This is a genomic window from Streptomyces melanosporofaciens, from assembly GCF_900105695.1.
Taxonomy (GTDB): domain Bacteria; phylum Actinomycetota; class Actinomycetes; order Streptomycetales; family Streptomycetaceae; genus Streptomyces; species Streptomyces antimycoticus.
In genome coordinates this window covers 6802040-6824882 of record NZ_FNST01000002.1, presented here as the reverse complement: position 1 = coordinate 6824882, position 22843 = coordinate 6802040, and the positions used below count along the sequence as shown (strand labels likewise).

At 73.8% G+C, this 22843-nt stretch carries 17 protein-coding genes and 3 pseudogenes; 12 read left to right on the top strand and 8 right to left on the bottom strand.

Annotated elements, in window-relative coordinates; translation table 11 throughout:
- The first annotated feature begins 71 nt into the window (after positions 1-71).
- Positions 72-1436 carry a hemolysin family protein gene (locus BLV72_RS32455; RefSeq protein WP_093466774.1) on the top strand — a complete coding sequence of 455 codons (1365 nt, stop codon included), beginning with the start codon at positions 72-74 and terminating at the stop codon, positions 1434-1436.
- Positions 1433-2437, top strand: a complete 1005-nt coding sequence (locus tag BLV72_RS32450; protein WP_093466773.1) for a hemolysin family protein — start codon at positions 1433-1435, stop codon at positions 2435-2437. The genes BLV72_RS32455 and BLV72_RS32450 overlap by 4 nt, the downstream gene beginning before the upstream one ends.
- 42 nt (positions 2438-2479) lie before the next feature.
- Here the strand turns inward: BLV72_RS32450 and BLV72_RS32445 are convergent, their stop codons facing one another.
- Together BLV72_RS32445 and BLV72_RS32440 are read right to left on the bottom strand one after the other, a co-directional pair.
- A complete protein-coding gene (locus BLV72_RS32445) occupies positions 2480-2704 on the bottom strand; it encodes a hypothetical protein (protein WP_014056689.1) in 225 nt (74 codons plus the stop codon).
- 122 nt (positions 2705-2826) lie between these two features.
- A complete protein-coding gene (locus BLV72_RS32440) occupies positions 2827-3063 on the bottom strand; it encodes a hypothetical protein (protein ID WP_244321122.1) in 237 nt (78 codons plus the stop codon).
- 66 nt (positions 3064-3129) lie between these two features.
- On the opposite strand from BLV72_RS32440, the gene BLV72_RS32435 reads away from it, so the two are divergent.
- From BLV72_RS32435 to mug, 3 genes are all read left to right on the top strand, one after another.
- The gene (locus tag BLV72_RS32435; RefSeq protein ID WP_093466772.1) at positions 3130-3900 is read left to right on the top strand and encodes an SGNH/GDSL hydrolase family protein; all 771 of its coding nucleotides are present in this window, start codon (positions 3130-3132) and stop codon (positions 3898-3900) included.
- Positions 3901-4030: 130 nt separating this feature from the next.
- Positions 4031-5464, top strand: coding sequence for an adenylosuccinate lyase (gene purB / locus BLV72_RS32430; RefSeq protein ID WP_093470680.1), 1434 nt, complete (start codon positions 4031-4033; stop codon positions 5462-5464).
- 8 nt (positions 5465-5472) lie between these two features.
- Positions 5473-6015: a G/U mismatch-specific DNA glycosylase gene (mug, locus tag BLV72_RS32425; protein ID WP_093466771.1), complete on the top strand. Its 543-nt coding sequence runs from the start codon at positions 5473-5475 to the stop codon at positions 6013-6015.
- Positions 6016-6055: 40 nt separating this feature from the next.
- On the opposite strand, the gene BLV72_RS32420 is transcribed toward mug, so the two are convergent.
- On the bottom strand, positions 6056-6496 hold the full coding sequence (locus BLV72_RS32420) for a hypothetical protein (RefSeq protein ID WP_093466770.1): 441 nt from the start codon (positions 6494-6496) through the stop codon (positions 6056-6058).
- 149 nt (positions 6497-6645) lie between these two features.
- Between BLV72_RS32420 and BLV72_RS32415 the strand changes: the two genes are divergently transcribed.
- The gene (locus tag BLV72_RS32415) at positions 6646-7866 is read left to right on the top strand and encodes an ROK family protein (RefSeq protein WP_093466769.1); all 1221 of its coding nucleotides are present in this window, start codon (positions 6646-6648) and stop codon (positions 7864-7866) included.
- A gap of 99 nt (positions 7867-7965) precedes the next feature.
- Here the strand turns inward: BLV72_RS32415 and BLV72_RS32410 are convergent, their stop codons facing one another.
- Entirely contained in the window at positions 7966-8712 is a 747-nt protein-coding gene (locus tag BLV72_RS32410; RefSeq protein WP_093466768.1) for a GntR family transcriptional regulator, read from the bottom strand.
- A gap of 201 nt (positions 8713-8913) precedes the next feature.
- Here BLV72_RS32410 and BLV72_RS32405 point away from each other — a divergent pair, with 201 nt between their 5' ends.
- Positions 8914-9660: an SDR family oxidoreductase gene (locus tag BLV72_RS32405; RefSeq protein ID WP_093470679.1), complete on the top strand. Its 747-nt coding sequence runs from the start codon at positions 8914-8916 to the stop codon at positions 9658-9660.
- A gap of 163 nt (positions 9661-9823) precedes the next feature.
- Complete coding sequence (locus BLV72_RS32400; protein WP_093466767.1) at positions 9824-10654, top strand: alpha/beta fold hydrolase; 831 nt, start codon at positions 9824-9826, stop codon at positions 10652-10654.
- A gap of 110 nt (positions 10655-10764) precedes the next feature.
- On the opposite strand, the gene BLV72_RS32395 is transcribed toward BLV72_RS32400, so the two are convergent.
- On the bottom strand, positions 10765-12354 hold the full coding sequence (locus BLV72_RS32395) for an alkaline phosphatase D family protein (RefSeq protein ID WP_093466765.1): 1590 nt from the start codon (positions 12352-12354) through the stop codon (positions 10765-10767).
- 196 nt (positions 12355-12550) lie between these two features.
- Between BLV72_RS32395 and BLV72_RS32390 the strand changes: the two genes are divergently transcribed.
- Entirely contained in the window at positions 12551-13084 is a 534-nt protein-coding gene (locus BLV72_RS32390) for a DUF1990 domain-containing protein (protein WP_093466763.1), read from the top strand.
- Between the two features lie 123 nt (positions 13085-13207).
- A pseudogene (locus BLV72_RS32385) lies at positions 13208-14469 on the top strand (GNAT family N-acetyltransferase).
- Here the strand turns inward: BLV72_RS32385 and BLV72_RS32380 are convergent.
- Positions 14411-15736 carry a trans-sulfuration enzyme family protein gene (locus BLV72_RS32380; protein WP_244321121.1) on the bottom strand — a complete coding sequence of 442 codons (1326 nt, stop codon included), beginning with the start codon at positions 15734-15736 and terminating at the stop codon, positions 14411-14413. The pseudogene BLV72_RS32385 and the gene BLV72_RS32380 sit on opposite strands and share 59 nt — an antisense overlap.
- A 59-nt stretch (positions 15737-15795) precedes the next feature.
- On the opposite strand from BLV72_RS32380, the gene BLV72_RS32375 reads away from it, so the two are divergent.
- Positions 15796-16290: an Lrp/AsnC family transcriptional regulator gene (locus BLV72_RS32375; RefSeq protein ID WP_093466761.1), complete on the top strand. Its 495-nt coding sequence runs from the start codon at positions 15796-15798 to the stop codon at positions 16288-16290.
- Positions 16291-16363: 73 nt separating this feature from the next.
- Positions 16364-18046 (top strand): DUF885 domain-containing protein, encoded by a 1683-nt coding sequence (locus tag BLV72_RS32370; RefSeq protein WP_093466759.1) that lies wholly within the window; start codon positions 16364-16366, stop codon positions 18044-18046.
- A 75-nt stretch (positions 18047-18121) separates the two neighbouring features.
- On the opposite strand, the pseudogene BLV72_RS32365 reads toward BLV72_RS32370, so the two are convergent.
- Together BLV72_RS32365 and BLV72_RS32360 are read right to left on the bottom strand one after the other, a co-directional pair.
- Positions 18122-21453, bottom strand: a pseudogene (locus tag BLV72_RS32365) (AAA family ATPase).
- Positions 21450-22675: pseudogene (locus BLV72_RS32360) on the bottom strand (exonuclease SbcCD subunit D). The pseudogenes BLV72_RS32365 and BLV72_RS32360 overlap by 4 nt, the downstream one beginning before the upstream one ends.
- Between the last annotated feature and the right edge of the window lie 168 nt (positions 22676-22843).

The window sequence follows — 22843 nt, the reverse complement described above, 5'->3', positions numbered from 1 at the left end:
CGTCCCCGCCGCGGCCGCGCGGGGGCTGCATTCCTCCGGTCTCTGGCGGATCATGGGACGGAGGTGAACCGATGACCGAAGTCCTCCTCCTGGCCGTGGCGCTCCTCCTGGCGGTGGCCTGTGGCGCCTTCGTCGCGGCGGAGTTCTCGCTGACCACGGTCGAGCGCAGCGAGCTGGAACGGGCGGCCGAACGCGGGGAGCGCGGCGCGGCCGGGGCGCTGAAGGCCGTGCGGAGCCTCACCTACCAGCTCTCCGGCGCGCAGCTCGGGATCACCGTGACCAATCTGGTCGTCGGCATGCTGGCCGAGCCGTCCGTCGCGGCCCTGCTGGCCGGGCCGCTCACCGCGATCGGCGTACCCCAGTCGGCCGTCCGCTCGGCCGCGCTGGTGCTCGGCACCTTTCTGTCGACCGTCGTACTGATGGTCGTGGGCGAGCTGGTGCCCAAGAACTGGGCCATCTCCCGGCCACTGCCGGTCGCCAAGGCCGTGGCCACCCCGCAGCGCGTCTTCAGTTCCGTCTTCCGCCCGCTGATCAGCCATCTCAACAACACCGCCAACCACACCGTGCGCCGGATGGGCCTGGAGCCCGCCGAGGAGCTGGCCTCCGCGCGCGGCCCACAGGAGCTGATCGCCCTCGCCCGGCACTCCGCCAAGGAGGGCGCGCTGGAGAAGGACACCGCCGAGCTGTTCGTCCGCACCCTGAACCTCGCCGAGCTCACCGCGCAGAACGTGATGACCCCGAGGGTGCGGGTGGTGGCGCTGGACGTACGGGCCACCGCCGAGGACGTCGCCAACGCGACCCGCGCCACCGGGCTGTCCCGCTTCCCCGTCTACCAGGGCAGCCTGGACACCGTCGTCGGCATCGTGCACATCAAGGACGTCCTGGCGGTCCCCGCCGAGGAGCGGCCCCGCCGCCCGGTGTCCGAGCTCATGCGCGAACCGGTGCTCGTCCCCGAGTCGCTCACCGTGGACCGGCTGCTGGACCGGCTCTCGGCCCAGCGCAGCATGGCGGTGGTCATCGACGAGTACGGCGGTACGGCCGGGGTCGTCACCCTGGAGGACATCGTCGAGGAGGTGGTCGGCGAGGTCCGCGACGAGCACGATCCGCACGAGACCCCCCATCTGATTCCGATGGGCCGGGACACCGAGGGCCATATGCTCTACGACGCGGACGGCGCGGCCCGCGTCGATCAGCTGGAGCGCATCGGGCTGCGCGTGCCGCCGGGCCCGTACGAGACCCTGGCCGGGCTGATCGCCACGGAGCTGGGCCGGATCCCGGCCGTCGGCGACACCGTCGAGCTGGCGGGCTGGTCCATGGAGGTGCGCAAGGTGACGAGCCACCGGGCGGCCCGGGCCCGGCTGCGGGCGCCGGGACGCGGTGCCGGGAGCGATGGCGACGGCGGCGTGCCCGGGGCCGAGGGGGCGACGGGCCGATGACCGTCCTCCAGCTGCTGATCGGCCTGCTGACGCTGGTCCTCAACGCCTTCTTCGTGGGCGCGGAGTTCGCCCTGATCTCGGTGCGCCGCAGCCAGATCGATCCACACGCCCAGCAGGGCGACCGACGGGCGCGCTCCGTGCTGTGGGCCCTGGAGCACCTCTCCGCGCTGCTGGCCGCCGCCCAGCTCGGGATCACGCTGTGCACGCTGGTGCTGGGCGCCGTCGCGGAACCGGCCATCGCGCATCTGCTGGAGCCGTTCTTCCATGTGGTGGGGCTGCCGCTGGGCCTGGTGCACCCGGTCTCGTTCGTGATCGCGCTGACCGCGGCCACCTATCTGCACATGCTGTTCGGCGAGATGGTGCCGAAGAACGTGGCGCTGGCCGAGCCGGTGCGCACCGTGCTGCTGCTCGGCCCGCCCCTGGTCGCCCTCGCCCGCACCCTGCGCCCGGTGATCTTCGGGGTGAACTCCTTGGCGAACGGGTTGCTGAAGCTGATGCGCGTGGAGCCCAAGGGCGAGGTCGCGGCGACCTTCTCCGATGCCGAGCTGGCCCGGATGGTCTCGGACTCCAGCGAGGCCGGGCTGCTGGACGACCGCTCCACCGAGCGGCTGCGGGACGCGCTGGAGCTGGGCCGGCGACGAGTGCGGGATGTCGTGCTGCCCATGGAGGAGGTGGTCAAGGCGCAGCTCGGGGTGACCCCCGAGGAGCTGGAACAGCTGGCGGCGCGGACCGGCTTCTCACGGTTCCCGGTGGTCGACGACTCCGGGCGGATCGTGGGCTATCTGCATGTGAAGGACGCGCTGGACGCACGGCCCCGGGATGTGCCGTTCGGCCCCGATCAGCTCCGCCCGATCCCCCGGGTGCGGTCCCATACGCCGCTGGACGACGTGCTCACCGCGATGCGCGACAGCAGCACCCACCTTGCGGCGGTCATCGCCGCGGACGGACGGCTGGAGGGGCTGGTGACCATGGAGGACGTGCTGCGCGAGCTGGTGGCCTGATCACGCACCTGGCCGAGGGCCGTCGCTCCGCAACGCGTCCGGTCACTCCTCGGTGCGTCTGGACTCATGGGCGATGATGCACTCCTGCCAGTGGGCCAGCGCCTCCTCCCGTCCCCCGCCGCCCTCCTCGGCCACCGCCACCAGCGCATGGGCGGCCATCGCGGCGAGCCGCACCGCGACCCGGCACGCATCGCGCATCTCGAGCGGCTCCAGGAGGGCGGCGGCGCCCTCCCCGTCGTCGGCGAGCGCGGCGGCGACGATGGCCATGGTCGTGCGGTCGCATTCGAAGGCATCCACGTCGACCAGACTGCCCCGCCACGCGGCGCGCGGAACCCCGCGCGGTCCAAGCGGGCCAACCGGAGGGCATCGCCAGGACGGCCGCGCGCGGCTCAGCGGCGGGGCCCGGGGGCGCTGCCCGGGCCGGGGCCGGGCCGGGTGCCCATCGGGTCGTAGCGGAAGATCACGTACTCGACCCGGCCGATGACCTTGGTGCGGTTCGTCCGCCGGTACAGCTCCGGTGGCCGGAAGATGTTGTCGTCGTAGATGTCCGCGCCGGGCTCCACATTCCAGCCGGCGGTCGTCCCGTTCCGCGCCCCGCCCTCGAAGTAGATGTGGGTCATCGCCATGCGGCTCATCATGCTCGCGGTCGGCGGTCAACGCAGCCCGCGCACCGGGATAGGATCGCCTGCGCCATGCAGACGAACATCACCTACAGCAGCTTTGTCGCGGTCGGCGACTCCTTCACCGAGGGCATGTCGGACCGGCTCCCCGACGGGACCTACCGAGGCTGGGCGGATCTGCTCGCCGGTCGGCTCGCGGCCCACAACCCCGGCTTCCGCTACGCCAACCTCGCGGTCCGCGGCAAGCTGATCGGGCAGATCGTCGAGGAGCAGACGGGCCCGGCGGCGGCCATGGGCGCCGATCTGGTGACCCTGGTCGGCGGACTGAACGATGTGCTGCGGCCGAAATGCGATGTGGGCCGGGTGTGCGCCCTGCTGGAGGAGGCCGTCGAGCGGCTGGCGCCCACCTGCAAGCGGCTGGTGCTGATGCGCAGCCCGGGGCGGCGCGGGCCGGTGTTCGCGCGGTTCGAGCCACGGATGGAGCGGCTGTTCTCGGTCATCGACGAGCTGGGCGCACGGCATGACGCGACCGTCGTGGACCTGTTCGCCTCCCAGGCCGTCGGGGACCCCCGGATGTGGGACGAGGACCGGCTGCATCTGAACGCCGAGGGGCACCGGCGGGTCGCCGAGGCCGTATGGCAGGCACTGGGCCATGAGCCGGAGGCCGACTGGGACGCGCCCCTGCCGCCCCCGGTGCCCGTCGGCTGGATAGCCCGCCGCACCTCGGATGTGCGGTTCGCCCGCCAGCACCTCGGGCCGTGGATCGGCAGGCGGCTGACCGGCCGCTCCTCGGGCGACGGGCGCGCCCCCAAGCGCGCCGAACTGCTGCCGTACGAGGACTGATCCGCAGCCGATCCGCAGCCTGATGCGCCACTGATGTGCAGGGCCGTCGCCCGCCCGCGCCCCGGGCCCTGCGGACGGGTCCGTCGGCCACCGGTCTGGCCTGCGAGGACGGCCAGTAGACTCTGTGCACGTGACTGGTAAGCCGCGCATTCCGAACGTCCTGGCCAACCGCTACGCCTCCGCGGAGCTGGCCGTCCTCTGGTCCCCCGAGTACAAGGTGACGCTGGAGCGGCGGCTGTGGCTCGCCGTGCTGCGCGCCCAGAAGGACCTCGGAATCGAGGTACCGGACGCCGCCCTCGCCGACTACGAGCGGGTCCTGGAGACCGTCGACCTGGCCTCGATCGCCGAGCGCGAGAAGGTCACCCGCCACGATGTGAAGGCCCGGATCGAGGAGTTCAACGCCCTCGCCGGCCATGAGCACGTCCACAAGGGCATGACCTCCCGCGATCTCACCGAGAACGTGGAGCAGCTCCAGATCCGGCTCTCCCTGGAGCTGGTCCGGGACCGTACGGTCGCGGTGCTGGCCCGGCTCGGCAAGCTGGCCGCCGACCACGCCGAGCTGGTGATGGCCGGCCGGTCGCACAATGTGGCGGCACAGGCCACCACGCTCGGCAAGCGGTTCGCCACCGCGGCGGACGAGCTGCTGGTGGCGTACGGGCGGCTGGAGGACCTGCTGGGCCGCTATCCGCTGCGGGGCGTCAAGGGCCCGGTCGGCACCGCGCAGGACATGCTGGACCTGCTCGGCGGCGACGCGGAGAAGCTGGCCGAGCTGGAGCGGCGGGTCGCCGCCCACCTCGGCTTCGCGCAGGCGTTCACCTCCGTCGGCCAGGTCTATCCGCGCTCGCTGGACTACGACGTCGTCACCGCGCTGGTGCAGCTCGCCGCGGCCCCGTCCTCGCTGGCCAAGACCATCCGGCTGATGGCCGGACACGAGCTGGTGACCGAGGGCTTCAAGCCCGGCCAGGTCGGCTCGTCCGCGATGCCGCACAAGATGAACACCCGCTCCTGCGAGCGCGTCAACGGCCTCGCCGTGATCCTGCGCGGCTACGCCTCGATGACCGGGGAGCTGGCGGGCGACCAGTGGAACGAGGGCGATGTCTCCTGCTCGGTGGTGCGCCGGGTCGCGCTGCCGGACGCGTTCTTCGCCTTCGACGGGCTGCTGGAGACCTTCCTGACCGTGCTCGACGAGTTCGGCGCCTTCCCCGCCGTCGTCGCCCGTGAGCTGGACCGTTACCTGCCCTTCCTCGCCACGACGAAGGTGCTGATGGGTGCCGTCCGGGCCGGGGTGGGCCGCGAGGTCGCCCATGAGGCGATCAAGGAGAACGCGGTGGCCGCGGCGCTGGCGATGCGCGAGCGCGGCGCCGAGCGCAATGAGCTGCTCGACTCGCTCGCCGCCGATGAGCGCATCCCGCTGGACCGGGCCGGTCTCGACGCGCTGATGGACGACAAGCTCTCCTTCACGGGCGCGGCCGCGAACCAGGTCGGCGCGGTGGTGGCCCGGATCGAGGAGATCGTCAAGGAGCGCCCGGCGGCCGCCGCCTACACCCCCGGCTCGATCCTCTGACGCCGGCGATGACCCCCGCCGAACTGGAGGCCGCCCGCGACCGTCTCGTCCCCGATGTGGTCGGGGACGGCCTGCGGGTCCTCTTCTGCGGTATCAACCCCGGGCTGATGACGGCCGCCACCGGCCACCACTTCGCCCGCCCCGGCAACCGCTTCTGGCCCACCCTCCACGCCTCGGGCTTCACCCCGCGGCAGTTGCACCCGTCCGAGCAGTCGGAGCTGGTGCGCTACGGCCTGGGCATCACCAATGTGGTGGCGCGCGCCAGTGCGCGGGCCGATGAGCTGAGCGACCAGGAGTACCGGGAGGGCGGCCGGATCCTGGAGGAGAAGGTGCTCCGGCTGCGGCCGCGCTGGCTGGCGGTGGCGGGGGTCACCGCCTACCGGGTCGCGTTCGGCGACAAGAAGGCGAAGATCGGCCCGCAGACGCGCACGATAGGGAACACCCGCATCTGGGCCCTGCCGAACCCCAGCGGGCTCAACGCGCACTGGACACTGGCGACGATGGCGGAGGAGTACGGCCGCCTGCGCGCCGCCGCCGAGGCGGACGGCTAGGCGCACGCCGAGACCGGAGCGAGGGCCGGAGGGAGGGGCGTCATATCGTCCCCTCCTCCCCTATCGCCACCAAGAGCTGGAACGGCAGCTCGCGGTCGCCCTGCCCCACGCCCAGCCCGACCCAGCGGCCGTCGAGGCGCCAAACGCTCAACTCGGGCACGTAACCGCACAGGGTGTCCAGCGGGGGCGGAACGGGCTCGCCCATCGCCGAACGCTCCAGGGAGCCGGTGAGATCGAGGACATCGGGGGCGCCCCACCGTAAGGTCAGCACCTGGACCAGCACGCTCAGCTCGGCCTCGAACTCCTCCAGCACTTCCTCGACCCGGGTCAGATCGGCGTCCCAGAACTCCTCGCTGACGCGGAGGTCGGCGACATGGAAGCCGGGGCCGCTCGCCACCCGCCCGTCGGCGGCCCGCTGCGCGGGGAAGTCCCGCGCGCGCAGCTGATCGATGGTGGCCACATGGTCCGCCGTACTGGTCATGCTGTCAGTAAAGCGTGCGGGTCGGACATCTGGCCGCCCGTCAGATGACCATCTCGGTGGCCGGGCGGCCCGAGCTGGGAGGAGGCACTCGCCGCCTCCCCGTCCAGCGGATACGATCCGGCAGATACGCACTGGGAGGGAGGCCGACGTTGGGGCGGCTCACCGGCGGGGATCCGTCTCTGCTGCGACGCATCAACTCCGCCGTGGTACTGCACGCGTTGCGCGCGGCGACCGCGTCCGGCACGGCCACCGAGGGTGGCCCGGACGACGCGGGCGGCTGTGCCGGAAGCGCGAGCCTCACCGATCTCACGCGGGTGACCGGGCTGTCCCGGCCCACCGTCGAGGGCGTGATCGACGGGCTGGCCGACAGCGGTCTGGTGGTCGAGGTGCCCGCCGAGGAGGGCGGCGTCCGCCGCCAGGGCCGCCCCGCGCGCCGCTTCCGCTTCCGGGCCGAGGCCGGGCATCTGCTGGGCATAGAGATAGGGGCGCACCGGGTCGCCGCGCTCCTGTCGGACCTCGACGGACACGCGCTCGGCTCGATCGTGCGCGAGGTGTCGGAGAAGGCGTCGGCGGACGAGCGGCTGGAGCGGGTGCGCACCGCCGTCGCGGATCTGCTGCGGCGCGCGGGGGTGGCCCGGTTCTCGCTGCGCGCGGTCGGGGTGGGCAGCCCCGGCATCGTCGAGGCCGACGGCACCGTCCATCTGTGCACCGCGCTCCCCGGCTGGACCGGGCTGCCCCTGGGCGAGCGGCTGCGGCGGTCCTTCCGCTGTCCGGTGCTGGTGGAGAACGACGCGAACACGGCGGCGGTGGCCGAGCACTGGAAGGGCGCGGCGGTCGGCTCGGACGATGTGGTCTTCGTGCTGGCCGGGTTGAGCCCGGGGGCCGGGTCGTTGATCGGCGGCCGGCTCCACCGCGGCTTCGGCGGCGCCGCCGGGGAGATCGGGGCGCTGCATCTGCTGGGCCGCGAGGCCGCCCCGGAGGAGGTGCTCTCCACGACCGGGGAGCCGCTGAACCCACTGGACGAGGCGCAGGTCGCGCGTGTCTTCGCGCTGGCCCGCGACGGCGACGTGCGGGCCCGCGCCGCCGTGGACCGCTTCGTCCGCAGGCTGGTGCATGACACGGCGGCCCTGGTGCTGGCGCTGGACCCCGAGGTCGTCGTGGTCGGCGGCTGGGCCGCAGGACTGGACGGTGTGCTGGCCCCGCTGCGCGACGAGCTGTCCCGCTACTGTCTGCGGGCCCCTGAGGTCACGCTCTCGCTGCTCGGCGAGGCGGCGGTGACCACGGGGGCGCTGCGGCTGGCCCTCGACCATGTGGAGCAGGAGCTCTTCGCGGTCGACAGCACGGTGACGACCCGCCGCGCGAGCCGCTGACGCGGGGCGCGGGACGGGCCGTTTCGGGTATCGGAGTGCGTACGGAGCGGCGGCGCGGCCGCGACCCGCGCCGGGCCCACGCCGCGGGACGGGCCCGGATCAGCCCGCCAGCAGCTCCTCGCCCGCCGCGTCACCGAAGGTGAGCCGGCAGGTGTCGGCCCGGTAGGTGGCCACGGCGACGGCCGCGGTGCGGCCCTCGGCCACATAGCGGGTGGTCACGATGAGGACGGGGGCGCCGGGCAGCCGGTCGAGCTCCTTGGCGTCGTCCGCGCGGGCCGAGCCGAGCTCCACGGACTGCTCACGGCCCTCCAGCTCCAGCCGGCGCAGCTCGCGCAGCACCGCGCGGGCGCGGGCCAGCCCGCTGGGGGTGTCGATGGCGGCGAGGCCGGGGACGGACTCGGCCGGTACGTACAGCAGCTCGGCGGCGAGCGGCTGGCCGTGGGTCATCCGGGTGCGGCGCACCCGGTGGACCGGGGCGTCGGGGGCGAGCTCCAGCAGCCGGGCGACCTCGGCGGGCGGCACGGCCTCGGTGCTGTCCACGGTCTGCCAGGTGTCCTCACCGGAGGTGTCCGTCCAGCCGTGGGCGTAGTCCCCGACGGCCACGCCGACGCGGGGCGGGGCGACGGTGGTGCCGACGCCGCGGCGGCGCTGCAGCCTGCCCTCCAGCTCGAGCTGCTCGAGGGCCTGTCGGAGGGTGGCGCGGGCGACGCCGAAGCGGGCTGCCAGCTCACGCTCGTTGGGCAGGATCTCCCCGACCGCGAACTCCGAGTCGAGCGCGTCGCTGAGCACGGTCTTCAGATGCCAGTACTTGGGCTCGGGCACCGATTCCAGCTGCGTGGTCCCCACGCTGTCCCCCTTGATTCCGACGGCCGGCAGTCCTGCGCGCCTTCACAGTTATGCGCGCTTCTTTATTAAAGGTTGTTGCAGTATCAATGTGACCATAAGGCGGCGTGCGAACTTGGTCAAGACCAATCCCGTGACCGGTTATCGTCGGTGACCGTCGGAACGAAATGCGTTACGGGGCGGGAGCTGAGCACACGAATGGGCATGGACCAGGTCACGGTGGTCACCGGGGGCAGTCGCGGTATCGGTGCGGCGGTGGCGGTGCGGCTCGCGCGCGCCGGGCACAGCGTCGCCATCGGCTACGAGAGCGCCCAGGACGCGGCCGAGCGGTGGGCGGCCGCGGTGCGCGCGGAGGGTGTGCGGTCGGTGGTCGTCCAGGCCGACACCAGCGACGCGGAGCAGGTCGAGGCGATGTTCGACCGGGTGCGGGAGGAGCTGGGCCCGATCACCGGCCTGGTCAACAATGCCGGGATCACCGGGCCGTTGGGCCGCTTCACCGAGACCTCACCCGAGGTGATGCGCCGCGTCGTGGACGTCAATGTGACCGGGGCCCTGCTGTGCGCCCGGCGGGCGGCACGCGAGATGTCCACCCGCCACGGCGGGCAGGGCGGCGCCATCGTCAACATCTCCTCGGGCGCGGCGACCACCGGCAGCCCCGGGGAGTATGTGCACTACGCGGCCAGCAAGGCGGCGGTCGACGCGATGACCGTCGGCCTGTCGAAGGAGCTGGCGGCGGAGGGGATCCGGGTCAACTCCGTCCAGCCCGGGATGACGCTGACCGATATCCACGCGCGGATGGGCGACCCCGAGCGGCCGTGGCGCAACCCCGGACGGGTGCCGATGGGGCGCCCGGGCGAGCCGGAGGAGATCGCGGGCGCGGTGGCGTGGCTGCTGTCGCCGGAGGCGTCGTACACGACGGGCGCGGTGCTGCGGGTCGCGGGCGGGCTGTAGCCGCGCCGCGGGCACCGGGCACCGCTCACGGTCGGCACCGGCGCGGGCACAAGAACAGGCACAGGCACAGGCACCGGGACTACCCCCCGGTAACTCTTGCTGACATGCTGTCTCATACGCCGCATGCGCGCCTGCCCGAACGCCGATCGCGAGGAGCCATCCCATGCCCGCGTCCCTCTCCTTTTCCGTCGCCACCCCCGGCGGCCCCCGCACCGCCCGGGTCGTGCTCGAACGGCGCGGCGCGGGGCGGCCGTTGGTGCTGCTGCACGGCATCGGCCATCACTGGCAGGCGTGGGAGCCGGTGCTGGACATCCTCGCGGTCGACCGCGAGGTGATCGCCGTGGATCTGCCCGGCTTCGGGGCGTCGGACGCGCTGCCGGACGGCATCCCCTACGACCTCGACGGCGTCATACGGGTGCTCGGCACGCTCTTCGAAACCCTTGGCGTCAAGCGCCCCGACGTGGCGGGGAACTCGCTGGGCGGGCTGTTCGCCCTGGAACTGGGCCGGCTCGGACTCGTACGGTCCGTCACCGCGCTGTCCCCGGCGCAGTTCTGGAACGAGGCCGAGCGCCGCTACGCCTTCGGCGTGCTGTCCGTCATGCGGGCCGGTGCGCGGGCGCTGCCGCCGTCACTGGTGGCGTGGCTGGCCCGCGGCGCGGCCGGGCGGGCCGCGCTGACCGGCGCCATCTACGCCCGGCCCGCGCGGCGTTCACCGGCCGCGGTCGTCGCCGAGACGCGGGCGATGCGTGAGGCGGTCGGCTTCGACGCCACGCTGGCCGCCGGAAACTCCGAGCTGTTCACGCATGACATCCCCGATATCCCGGTCACCATCGCCTGGGGCTCGCGCGACCGGGTGCTGCCGCGCCGCCAGGGCGTCCGCGCCAAGCGGGTCATCCCCGGCGCCCGGCTGGTCCGGCTCCCCGGCTGCGGCCACGTGCCCATGAACGACGACCCGGCGCTGGTCGCCCGCGTCATCCTGGACGGCAGCCGCTGACGACCGGCCTTCCGCCCGGCACCCCGAATCTCCCGCTGTTCCCCCGCCCGCCGCCCGGTACCCGGCCCCGTGGGTGCTCCGCACGGGGCCGCGTACCGCGCCGCGGACGGCTACTGGCCGACCAGACCCGGCCGAAGAACCTTGGTGAAGAGCACCTTGCCGCCGTCCTCGCGCAGCCGGACCGTCATCTCGGCGCTGTCGCCGTCGATGTCCACCTCGCCGTAGAACTGGAAGCCTTCGGCGGGCGAGACGTTCGCCACGGTCGGCGCCTTGACGAAGGGCTGCTCGGGGCCGAACGTGCCGTCCAGCTTCACCGAGGGGAAGGCACCCGCGTTCAGCGGACCGGAGACGAACTCCCAGAACGGCGCGAAGTCCTTGAACGCCGCCCGCGAGGGGTCGTAGTGCTGCGCCGAGGTGTAGTGGACGTCCGCCGTCAGCCACACCGTGCCGGTGATCTTCCGGTGCTTGATGTGCCGGAGCAGATCGGCCATCTGGAGCTCACGGCCGAGCGGGGCGCCCGGGTCGCCCTGCGCGACGGCCTCGAAGTCGGTGTCCCCGTCCGGGACCACCAGGCCCAGCGGCATATCGCAGGCGATGACCTTCCATACCGCGCGCGACCGCGACAGCTCGCGCTTGAGCCACCTCAGCTGCTCGGCGCCGAGGATGCCCTGGGCGTCCTCCGGCTGACGGTTCGGCGAGTTGGCGTCGCGGTACGTGCGGCAGTCCAGCACGAAGACGTCCAGCAGCGGGCCGTGGTGCTGGACCCGGTAGACGCGGCCGCTCGCGTCCGGCCGCAGCGTGCTGATCGGGAAGTACTCGGCGAACGCCTGGCGCGCGCGGGCGGCCAGCACGTCGACGTTCTTCTCGGTGTAGCGGTCGTCGACCAGGATCTCGCCCGGGTACCAGTTGTTGAGCACCTCGTGGTCGTCCCACTGGGTGATGGTCGGCACCTCGGCGTGGAAGCGGCGCAGCGCGGCGTCCAGCAGGTTGTAGCGGAAGTTGCCGCGGTACTCGTCGAGGGTCTCGGCGACCTTGGTCTTCTCCGGGGTGATGAGATTGCGCCAGGTGGAGCCGTCGGGCAGCTTGACGGTCTCGGTCATCGGGCCGTCGGCGTAGATGTTGTCGCCGCTGCAGAGGAAGAAGTCCGGCTCGCGGCGGCGCATCTCCTCGAAGATGCGGTAGCCGCCGTGGTCCGGGTTGATGCCCCAGCCCTGCCCCGCCAGATCGCCCGACCAGACGAAGCGCACGTCCTTACGGCGCTCGGGAACCGTGCGGAACGTGCCGTGGACCGCCTCGCTGGTGCGGCGCGGGTCCTCCGGGTCGGCCAGCAGCACCCGGTAGTGCACCTGGCTCCCGGCGGGCAGGCCGTGCAGTGCGGTGCGGCCGGTGAAGTCGGTGCCGGGGCCGACCAGCGGGCCCCGCCACCGCTTGGCCCGCGCGAAGGACTCGGTCGCGGACGTCTCCACGATCATGCGGGCCGGACGGTCGGAGCGGACCCACACCAGCCCCGAATGCGTCGTCACATCGCCCACCTGAACGCCCCACCGGGCGCTCGGACGCCCCGACAGCGCCTGAGCGGGCGCGCCGGACGCGGCCGACGCGGCCGATGCCACGGCGGGCACCGCGAGCGCCGCCGACGCGGCCGCCGACCCCCGCAGTACCGTGCGCCGTCCGATCCCTGTGCCGGATTCCCGCCCCATGGTGCCCTCCCGTTGCTCGTAGAACTGCTGTGCTGTTGTGTTTGTTATCGGTGCAAGATGCCGCTCTTACGAACGCCCAGTGAATAACCGGGCGCCCGTACCGGGGAAGTGCCCCGCGCGCCGTCCCCGAGAAGTCACCGTAAGGGCGCCACGTTTCCGCGTCGGGCACCGTAAGGCCGCCGCGTACCGTACGGGCATGGGATCCACCGACGCCCCCGGACCGGCCTCCCGTCTCACCTATCCGGAGGTGGGCGCCACCCGGCGGTGGCCGCTGCCCGCCGGCTATCGCCATCTGCGGGTGCGGACCCGTGTCGGCCATGGGCGGGGCACGTTCGAGGCGGCCGGACGGGCGGTCATGGACTGGCGGATGCACCGGGCGGTGGGGGTGTCGATCCGCGCCGCGGATCCCGTCGCCACTTTGGGGCGGCCGGTCGTGGTGGGCCTGGGGATCGGGCGGCTGCGGCTGCGCGCGCCGTGCGAGGTGGTGTGGACGGTCGCGGAGGAGACCCGGACGGGCTTCGCGTACGGCACGCTGCCCGGGCATCCGGAGCGCGGCGAGGAGTCGTTCCTGGTGGACCTGGAGCCCGATGGCTCGGTGATGCTGACGGTGACGGCGTTCAGCCGCCCGGACTCCTGGTTCAGCCGGGCCGGCGGGCCGCTGGTGCCGCTTTTCCAGCGGGCGTACGCACGGCGTTGCGGCAGGGTACTGCGCAGGTGGGCGGTAGGGTGACGGAACCTCGGACTTCAACTTTTTGATTTCGGACAAAATAAGCTTCTGTTATCAGATGCACCCTTAACCCATAGGTCACAGTCCGTTCGCGATCACGCAACACCTTTGCGCGAGGGTGTTTGCATGACATTTCGAGCGACCCCCGAGCCCCCTTCCCGGCGCCGCCCCCGCTGGCGGCACGAGCTGGTCGCATGGTGGTCACGGCGCCAGGACCACGCGCCGCCGGGCAGCTCACCCTCGCCCGCGGCCGACGCACACACCGCCCACGCCGCGGGCGCCCCGGAGACCACGGCCCCGAGGCCACCACGCTGTGGCGGATGCGCACGACCGTACGGGACGAGCCGGGCACCCTCGCCGCGCTGTGCGCGGCGCTGGCCGGGCACCGGGTCGACATCCTGGCCCTGCAGACCCATCCGCTGACGGACGGCACGGTGGACGAGTTCCTGCTGCGCGCGCCCGAGGCCCTGCCATCGACCGAGCTGAGCGACGCCGTCGCGGCCGCGGGCGGCAGCGACACCTGGGTCGAGCGGGCCGACGCCCACGACCTGGTGGACGCCCCGACCCGGGCGCTGACCCTGGCCACCCGTACCGCCCTGGACGCCGCCGAACTCCCGCTCGCCCTACGCCAGTTGTTCGGCCGCTGCACCATCCACTCGGTTCCCGCCAAGTCCTTCAGCGGCCGCTCCCTGGAGAGCACCCCGCCCGCCGAAGGTGTCCTGGAGGAGACCGTGATGCGGCTGCGCGACCCGTCCGGTGGCGCGATCATCATCGAGCGGCCCTATCTGCCGTTCACCCCGACCGAGTTCGCCCGGGCCCGCGCGCTGGTCGAGCTGGACGCCCGGCTCGGCCCGCGGGTCCCGCACGACGGCGCTGTGCTGACGCTGCCCGAGGGCAACGCCATCACCGTGCGCCGCGCCGACGCCGGCGACCTGGCAGCGGCCCGCGAGATGCACGCCCGCTGCTCCCCCGCGACGCTCGGGCTGCGCTACCACGGGCCGGTCGGCGACGCCGACCGCTACCTCGCCCATCTGCTGAGCCCGCGCTTCGGCCGCACCCTGGCCGCGTACACCGCTTCCGGGCGGCTGGTCGCCCTCGGCCATCTGCTGTGGGACGGGGACGAGGCCGAGGTCGCGCTGATCGTCGAGGACGAGTGGCAGCGGCGCGGTGTCGGCGGGGAACTGCTGCGGCGGCTGGTCGCGATGGCCGCCGAGACCGGCTACGAGAGCGTCTACGCCGTCACCCAGTCGGCCAACACCGGCATGGTGACCGCGATGCGCTCCCTCGAACTGCCGCTGGACTACCAGATCGAGCAGGGCACGCTGGTGATCAGTGCCCGCCTGGACCCGGCACCGGCACCGGTCCCCCCGCTGCCGCACGCGCGCTGACACCGGCCGGGACGTCGCCGTGGGCCGCGGGCCGCGCCCGGTGGGCGCCGCGCCCGGCCGGGCCGCCGTCGAGCGCCTGGTCCAGGTCGCGCCACACATCCTCGACGTCCTCGAGCCCGACCGACATCCGCAGCAGCCGGTCGCCGATCCCCGAGGAGTGGCGGTCCCCCTCGGCCACGATCCGGTGGCTGATGGAGGCCGGGTGCTGGATGAGGGTGTCCACACTGCCCAGGCTGACCGCCGGGGTGATCAGCCGCACCCCGGAGATCACCGCATGCGGATCGCCGCGGGTCTCGAAGGCCACCATCGCCCCGCCGATCCGCGGATAGTGGACGCGGGCCACCCGGGGGTCGGCGGCCAGCCGCCGGGCCAGCTCGGCCGCGGTCGCCGAGGCGGCCCGCATCCGTACGGGCAGCGTGGACAGCCCGCGCAGCAGCAGATATCCGGCGAGCGGATGCAGCACCCCGCCGGTGGCGAACCGCACCTGACGCAGCGCGCGGGCGAACTCCTCGTCGCAGGCCACCACGCCGCCCATCACATCGCCGTGTCCGCCGAGGTACTTGGTGGCGCTGTGCAGGACGGCGCTCGCGCCCCGCTCGGCCGGGCGCTGCAGCACCGGTGTGGCGAAGGTGTTGTCCGCGAGCAGCGGGACCGTGCCGCAGGAGTGGGCGACGGCCCGCAGATCCACCTCGGCGAGCGTCGGGTTGGCCGGGGTCTCCACCATGACCAGGCCGGTGTCGGGGCGTATCGCCGCCGCGATCCCGGCCGGATCCACCCAGGTGACCTCGGTGCCCAGCAGCCCGGCGTCCAGCAGATGGTCGCTGCATCCGTACAGCGGGCGGACCGCGACCACATGCCGCAGCCCCTGGGCCCCGCGCGCCAGCAGACACGCGCTGAGCGCCGCCATGCCGCTGGCGAACGCGACCGCGCTCTCGGTGCCCTCCAGCCGGGCCAGGGCGGTCTCGAAGCGGGCCACGGTGGGATTGTCCAGGCGGGCGTAGACGGGCGGGCCGTCCGGCCGGGCGCCGGTGGCGGCGAACGCGTCGATCCTGGCGGCCTCCCGGCGGCTGTCGTACGAGGGGTAGGTCGTCGACAGATCCAGGGGTACGGCGTGCAGTCCCATGGCCGGAAGGTCCTCGCGCCCGGCGTGGACGGCCTCGGTGGCGAACGCGTGCCGTCCGGCCTCGCCGCGCGGGCCGTGGCTGCTCAGCGCGCTCCCCGTGGCCCCCGTGGTCCCCATGCTCTCCGTGCTCTCCCTGATGTCCATGGGTGAAGGGTGAACAACCACCGGACGCTCGCGGTCGATACCCGTGCTACGTTCGGCCGATGGCCGAAACCGTCGTTCTCGATCCGGTGGACCTCCAGATTCTGCGGCTGCTGCAGAACGACGCCCGGACCACCTACCGCGATCTGGCCGCCCAGGTCGGCGTGGCGCCCTCGACCTGTCTGGACCGGGTGACCCGGCTGCGCCGCTCCGGCGTGATCCTCGGCCATGAACTCCGCCTGGACCCCGCCAAGCTGGGGCGCGGTCTGGAGGCCCTGCTCTCGGTCCAGCTCCGGCCCCACCGCCGGGAGCTGGTGGGCCCCTTCGTGGAGCGGATCCGGGCGCTGCCCGAGTCGCGGGCGCTGTTCCATCTGGCCGGGCCGGACGACTATCTGGTGCATGTCGCGGTGGCCGACACCGCCGATCTGCAGCGGCTGGTGCTGGACGAGTTCACCTCACGCCGCGAGGTGGCCCGGGTCGAGACCCGGCTGATCTTCCAGCAGTGGAGCTGCGGCCCCCTGCTGCCGCCCGCCCGAGACGGCTCGGCAATCTCGTAGCACACCTCTGTTCCCGCTCGTCACACTCCCGTGGTGCTGACGCCGCACCCCGGAACGTACGAGGATGGGCCGCATGTCCGATACCAAGAACGCTCCGCTGCCCCGTCAGGTCGCCGACAGCTATGTCGACGCCCTCATCGAACTCGACCCGATCACCGGCACCTACCTGGGCGTTCCCGAGAGCTCCCGGCGCCTCCCGGACTTCTCCCCCGACGGGGCCGAGGCCGTCGCCGACCTCTCCCGCACCACCCTGGCCCGGCTGGCCGAGGCCGAGGCGCGCCCCGGCGCGGACAGCGACGCCGAGCGCCGCTGCGCACGGCTGCTGCGGGAGCGGCTGACCGCCGAGCTCGCCGTGCACGACGCCCATGAGGGGCTGCGCGCGGTCAGCAATCTGAGCTCCCCGCTGCACTCGGTGCGCGGCATCTTCACCGTGATGCCCAGCGAGACCGAGGAGGACTGGGCGGCCGTCGCGGCCCGGCTGCGCGCCGTACCGGCCGCGCTGGAGGGATACCGCGCCTCGCTCGCCGAGGGGCTGCGGCGGAACCTGCCGGCCGGTCCCCGGCAGGTGGCCACGGTCCTGGAGCAGTTGACGGAGTGGATCGGCACGGACGGCGGCTGGTTCGCCGACTTCACCGCCGAGGGGCCGGACGCGCTGCGCGGTGAGCTGGACGAGGCGGCCGCCGAGGCGACGGGCGCGCTGGTCGCGCTCCGCGACTGGCTGCGCGAGACCTACGCCCCGGCCGTCGAGGGCGCCCCCGATGTGGTGGGGCGCGAGCGCTACCGCCGCTGGGCCCGGATGTGGAACGGCACCGATCTCGATCTGGACGAGGCGTACGCGTACGGCTGGTCGGAATTCCACCGCATCCACGCCGAGATGCGCACCGAGGCCGAGAAGATCCTGCCGGGCGCCAACCCGTGGGAGGCCCTGCGCCACCTCGACACCCACGGTGCGCATATCGAGGGCGTCGAGGAGACGCGGGTGTGGCTGCAGGAGCTGATGGACGAGGCCATCGAGGAGCTGAACGGCACCCACTTCGACCTGGCCGAGCGGGTCAAGCGGGTCGAGTCGATGATCGCCCCGCCGGGCAGCGCGGCGGCGCCGTACTACACCCAGCCGTCGGTGGACTTCTCCCGCCCCGGCCGGACCTGGCTGCCCACGATGGGCGAGACCCGCTTCCCCGTCTACGACCTGGTCTCCACCTGGTACCACGAGGGCGTCCCCGGCCACCATCTGCAGCTCGCGCAGTGGGCGCACGTCTCCGACCAGCTCTCCCGCTACCAGGCCACGGTCGGCATGGTCAGCGCCAACGCGGAGGGCTGGGCGCTGTACGCGGAGCGGCTCATGGACGAACTGGGCTTCCTGTCGGACCCGGAGCGGCGGCTGGGCTATCTGGACGCGCAGATGATGCGGGCGCTGCGGGTGATCGTCGACATCGGGATGCATCTGGAGCTGGAGATCCCCGCCGACTCGCCCTTCCACCCCGGTGAGCGGTGGACCCCGGAGCTGGCGCGCGAGTTCTTCGGGCTGCACTGCGGCCGTCCGGCGGAGTTCCTCGACAGTGAGCTGGTGCGCTATCTGGGCATGCCGGGCCAGGCCATCGGCTACAAGCTGGGCGAGCGGGCCTGGCTGACGGGGCGGGAGGCGGCCCGTAAGGCGCACGGCGACGCCTTCGACGCCAAGAAGTGGCATATGGCGGCGCTGTCGCAGGGCTCGCTCGGTCTCGACGACCTGGTGGAGGAGCTGTCGGCGCTCTGAGTCCGCGCTGAGCGCGCGGGGCGGGCCGCATCCTTACGGGGGTACGGCCCGCCTTACGGTGCGGCTCGCCCTCCGCTAGTGCGCGGCGGCCGTACGATGCCGTACGGCCGAGCCCTCGCGGCCCTTGACGACCTCCAGCTGGGCGGGGATCCGACGGCGCAGATCGGCGACATGGCTGACGATGCCGACCGTACGGTCCCGCTCGCGCAGCGAGTCCAGCACGTCCATGACCTCGTCCAGGGTCTGCTCGTCGAGGCTGCCGAACCCCTCGTCGATGAAGAGGGTGTCCAGGCGGACCCCGCCCGCCTCGTCGGTGACCACGTCCGCCAGACCCAGCGCGAGGGCGAGCGAGGCGGAGAAGGTCTCGCCGCCGGAGAGGGTGGCGGTGTCGCGTTCGCTGCCGGTCCAGGCGTCGATGACATGCAGTCCGAGACCGGAGCGGCCGCGTCCGCCGGAGCGGGCGTCGGAGTGCACCAGCGTGTAGCGCCCGGAGGACATATGGCGCAGCCGCGCGCTCGCCGCCGCCGCGACCTGTTCCAGCCGGGCCGCCAGCACGTACGCCTCCAGCCGCATCCTGCGCTCGTTGTCCGTGGACGTGCCCGCGGCGAGCGAGGCGAGGCGGGCGATCCGGTCGTGGTCCGCGCGCAGCGGGGCGAGCCGGCGGGCGTCGGCGACCGCCTGCGCGGAGAGCGCGTCGAGGTCCTCGCAGCGGGTGCGGGCCGCGGCGTCCGCTGCCGAGACCTCGCGCAGCGCGCGGGTCGCCGCGTCGGCTGTCGTCTGCGCCGCCGTTGGGTCGGCGGGCGGCGCCTGCGCGGCGGCGAGCACCCTGGGATCGGACAGCTCGGCCGCGGCCGCCGCCGACTCCGTCTGCCATGCGTCGAGACGGCGGCGCGCCTCGCGCTGCCGGTCCGGGGGCAGCACGGCCTCGGCGGCCTGCTCCGGGGTCTGGAACCCGGCCCGGTACGCGGCGTCGGCGAGCCGGGCGTCGGCCTCCTTCAGCCGGCTCGCGGCCACCTCGGCACCCCGCGCCGCGTCGGCGGCGCGGGCCAGCAGCCCCGCCTGCCGCTCGAGCCGCGCCGCGCGCTCGGCGACGGTGGCGTCCGCGCCGCGTGCCTGCTCCAGCTCCGCCAGCAGCGCGGCCCGCTCCCGGGCCAGGGTTTCGCGGCGCGAGGTGCGGGCGGCCGCCCGCCGCTCGGCCTCCTGCCGCTGGGCCGTACGCCGTGCGTGCTCGCCCTCGGCCCGGTCCAGGGCCTCGCGGGCGGCGTGCCCGTCGGCCGCCGCGTCACGGGCCTCGGCATACGCGGCCCGCAACTCGGCCAGGGTCCGGTCGAGTTCGGCCGCGTCCTCGCCCTCGGCCGTGGCTTCAGCGCCCGCGTGGGCCTCCCGCAGCGCGTTCCGGGTGCGCTCGGCCTCCTCGCGGAGCTCCTCGGCGCGCTGGGAGTCCGCCAGCGCGGTCTCCTCCGCCGTACGGTCCACATGCCCGGCCCCAGGCCGTGCCGGGCCCGGGTGCTCGGTCGCCCCGCACACCGCGCAGGGCTCTCCGGCGCGCAGCCCGGCCGCCAGCTCTGCGGCGATGCCGCGCAGCCGGGCCTCCTTGAGGTCGAGCCAGTTCTGCCGCGCGGCGGCGGCGCCTTCCCGCGCCCGCAACAGCTCCTCCCGCGCCTGCCGCTCCTGCCCGGCGAGCCGGTCCCGCCGCCGGGCGGCCTCGAGGCGCCGCTCGGCGGGCTCGATCCGCCCGCCGAGTTGCTCGGCCCGGGTGGCGGCCTCCTGGGCCGCCTCGACCCGCCGCTGATGCGCCCGGTGGGTCTCCTCCCACCCGGCGAGCCACTGGGCGGCCTCCTCAATGGCCTCGTCGTCGGCGCGGGCCTCCCGGTCGAGCGCGGCGATCTCGCCGACCACGGCCTCCGCCCGCGCCTCCCCCGCCGAGCGGCCCCCAACGCCCCGAGCTCCTCCCGCACCCGCCGCTCAACCCGCCCCAACCACTCGGCATCGGCCTCGCCGAGCACCGCGGACGCGTCCGAGCCGTACGGGTCACGTTCGCCCGAGGCCACCGCCTCCCGCCCCGAAGCACGCGCTTCACCGGAGGACGCCGGGCCCGGCAAAGCCCCCCGTCCGTGCCCGCCGTGCTCAACCGCCGCGCCCGGCGCGGCGGCCGCGCTCGCGTGCCGGGTGCTCTCGTTGGGGGACGCGGTGCCCTGTGCGGGCAGGGACGTGCCGGGCGATGTCGTCGGGGCGGGGGGTGTGCGCTGGTCGGGGATGTCCGGGATCGCCGCGAGGGCCGTCGCCGCCAGGCCGGGTTCGGCGGTCAGGCGGGCGCGGGCCTGGCGTTCGGTGGCCTCGGCCGCGCGGTGGTCGCGGGCGGCGGCGGTGCGCAGGTCGAGCGCGGGGACCACCGCGTCGGCCGCGCGGGCTCGTTCCAGCAGCTCGCGCAGCCGGTCGTGGTCGGGCCGCTGCCGTTCGAGGTCGTCCGCCCGGCGGCGGGCCTCGGCGTGGCGGCGCTGCAGCTCGGCCCGTTCGCGTGTCGCGTCGGCCGCCCGCTGGGCGGCGTCGTGGGCGGCCTCGGCGGCCCGTACGGCCAAGAGCGCGATGTCCCGCCGTTCGCGCGCACCGGTGCGGGCGACGGCGGCCCACTCCAGGACGGCGTCGGCCAGCCCCGGCTCACCGGGGGTCAGCTCGGGCAGCGGATGCCCGTCGAGCTCCGTGGTGCGGCCTGCCGCCTGCGCCATCCGGTGGGCGAGCGCGAGCAGCCGCTCGTCGCCGGTCGCGACCCGCTTCTCAGCCGCCCGCCGCAGCTCCGCCAGCCGTTCCTCCACGGCGGCGAAGCGGCCGGTGTCGAACAGCTTGCCCAGCAGCTTGCCGCGCGCCAGTTCGTCCGCGCGCAGAAAGCGGGCGAAGTCGCCCTGCGGCAAGAGCACCACCTGGCAGAACTGCTCCCGGCTCATGCCGAGCAGCTGCGCCATCTCCTCGCCGATCTCCTGGTGGGAGCGGCTGAGTGCCTTCCACTGCCCCGGCTCGGATGCCGAATCGGGCGCCGCCACCGGGGTGTACTCGCGCAGCAGGGTCTGCGCCTTCTCCCGCGTCATCCCGGTGCCCCGCTTCTTGGGGCGTGGCTGCTCGGGGCGCCGGGTGATCTCCAGGCGCCGCTCGCCGACGGTGAATTCGAGAACGACCTCGGTCGGGGTCAGCGGTTCGGCGTGGTCGCTGCGCAGCGAGAGCCCATTGCCCTGGCGGGCGCCGGGCACCTGGCCGTACAGCGCGTAGCAGACCGCGTCCAGGACGGACGTCTTACCGGCGCCGGTCGGCCCGTGCAGCAGGAAGAGCCCGGCGGCGGACAGCTCATCGAAGTCGATCTTCTGGGTGGCGCCGAACGGGCCGAAGGCCGTGACGGCGAGCCGGTGCAGCCTCATCGCGCCGCCTCCCCCGTCATCGCTCCCGCAGTCGCCGCCCCGGCGCCGTTCTCCTCGCCGGGCACAACGCCCTCGTGCGCCTCGCTCCGTACGGCCTCCAGCGCGTCGCCGAGCAGCGCGCGCTCCGCCTCGTCCGGGCCGCGGCCGCCCCGCACATGGGCCACGAAGTCCTCGGCGATCTGCCGGTCCGAGCGACCGCGCAGCCGCTGTGCGTACGAGGCGAGCGGATCCTCGGGGGGCCGGTCGGGGTCGAAGACCAGCGTGAGGACGTGGGGGAAGCGCCGCGCCAGCCGGGCCATCGGCTCATGCGGCCGCACCGCGTCGGTCAGCGTGGCCTCGACCCACGCTTCCTCGTGGCGGTCGAGGTCGGGGTCGTCCAGCAGCTCCTCGATCCGGCCGCGGATCCGGGCCAGCGGCCGCGGCACCGGGCAGTCCACCCGTTCGCACGACGGCGCCTCGCCCGCCGCCCCAGCTCCACCATCCACAGGGACTTGCGGTGCGCCGCCTCGGAGAAGGAGTACGCGAGCGGGGAGCCCGAGTAGCGGATGCGCTCGGTGATGGTCTGGGAGCCGTGCAGATGGCCGAGCGCGGCGTAGTCGACGCCGTCGAAGACGTCGGCGGGTACGGAGGCGACTCCGCCGACCGTGATGTCCCGCTCGCTGTCGCTGACCGCGCCACCGGTGACGAAGGCGTGCGCGAGGACGACGGAGCGGGTGCCGGACGGCCGGGTGGCGAGGTCGGCGCGCACCCGGTCCATGGCGGCGCCCAGCACCGCCGTATGACCGGCCGCGGAGGCACCCAACTCCTCGCGCACCAGGCCGGGTTCGAGATACGGCAGACCGTAGAAGGCCACCTCGCCGTGGTCATCGGAGAGGACGACGGGGGTGGCGCATCCGGCGGGGTCGGTGCGCAGGTGGATTCCGGCCCGGTCGATCAGCCCGGCGCCGACGCCGAGACGGCGGGCCGAGTCATGGTTGCCGGAGATCATGACCGTGGGCACGCCGAGGTCCGCGAGCCGGTGCAGGGCGTCGTCGAAGAGCTCGACGGCGGCGAGCGGCGGCACGGCCCGGTCGTAGATGTCACCCGCGACGACCACCGCGTCGATGTGCCGCTCGCGCACGGTGGTGACGAGGTGGTCGATGAACTCCCGCTGCGCGGCAAGGAGGCTGACCCGGTGAAAGGACCGTCCGAGGTGCCAGTCGGAGGTGTGCAGCATTCTCACAAGCGGTCTCCGACCTGCACTTCTGTCCTTCCTCCACCCCAGTGGCCGGCATCACGCCCGCGGCGTGCGTACGGCGCGGGCATCGACCACGTTAGCCGCGGTCGGTGCCCGGTCTCTCATGGACCTCGTATTTCCCACCCGTTTCGGTTCCGGGATCCCGGAGCCGTC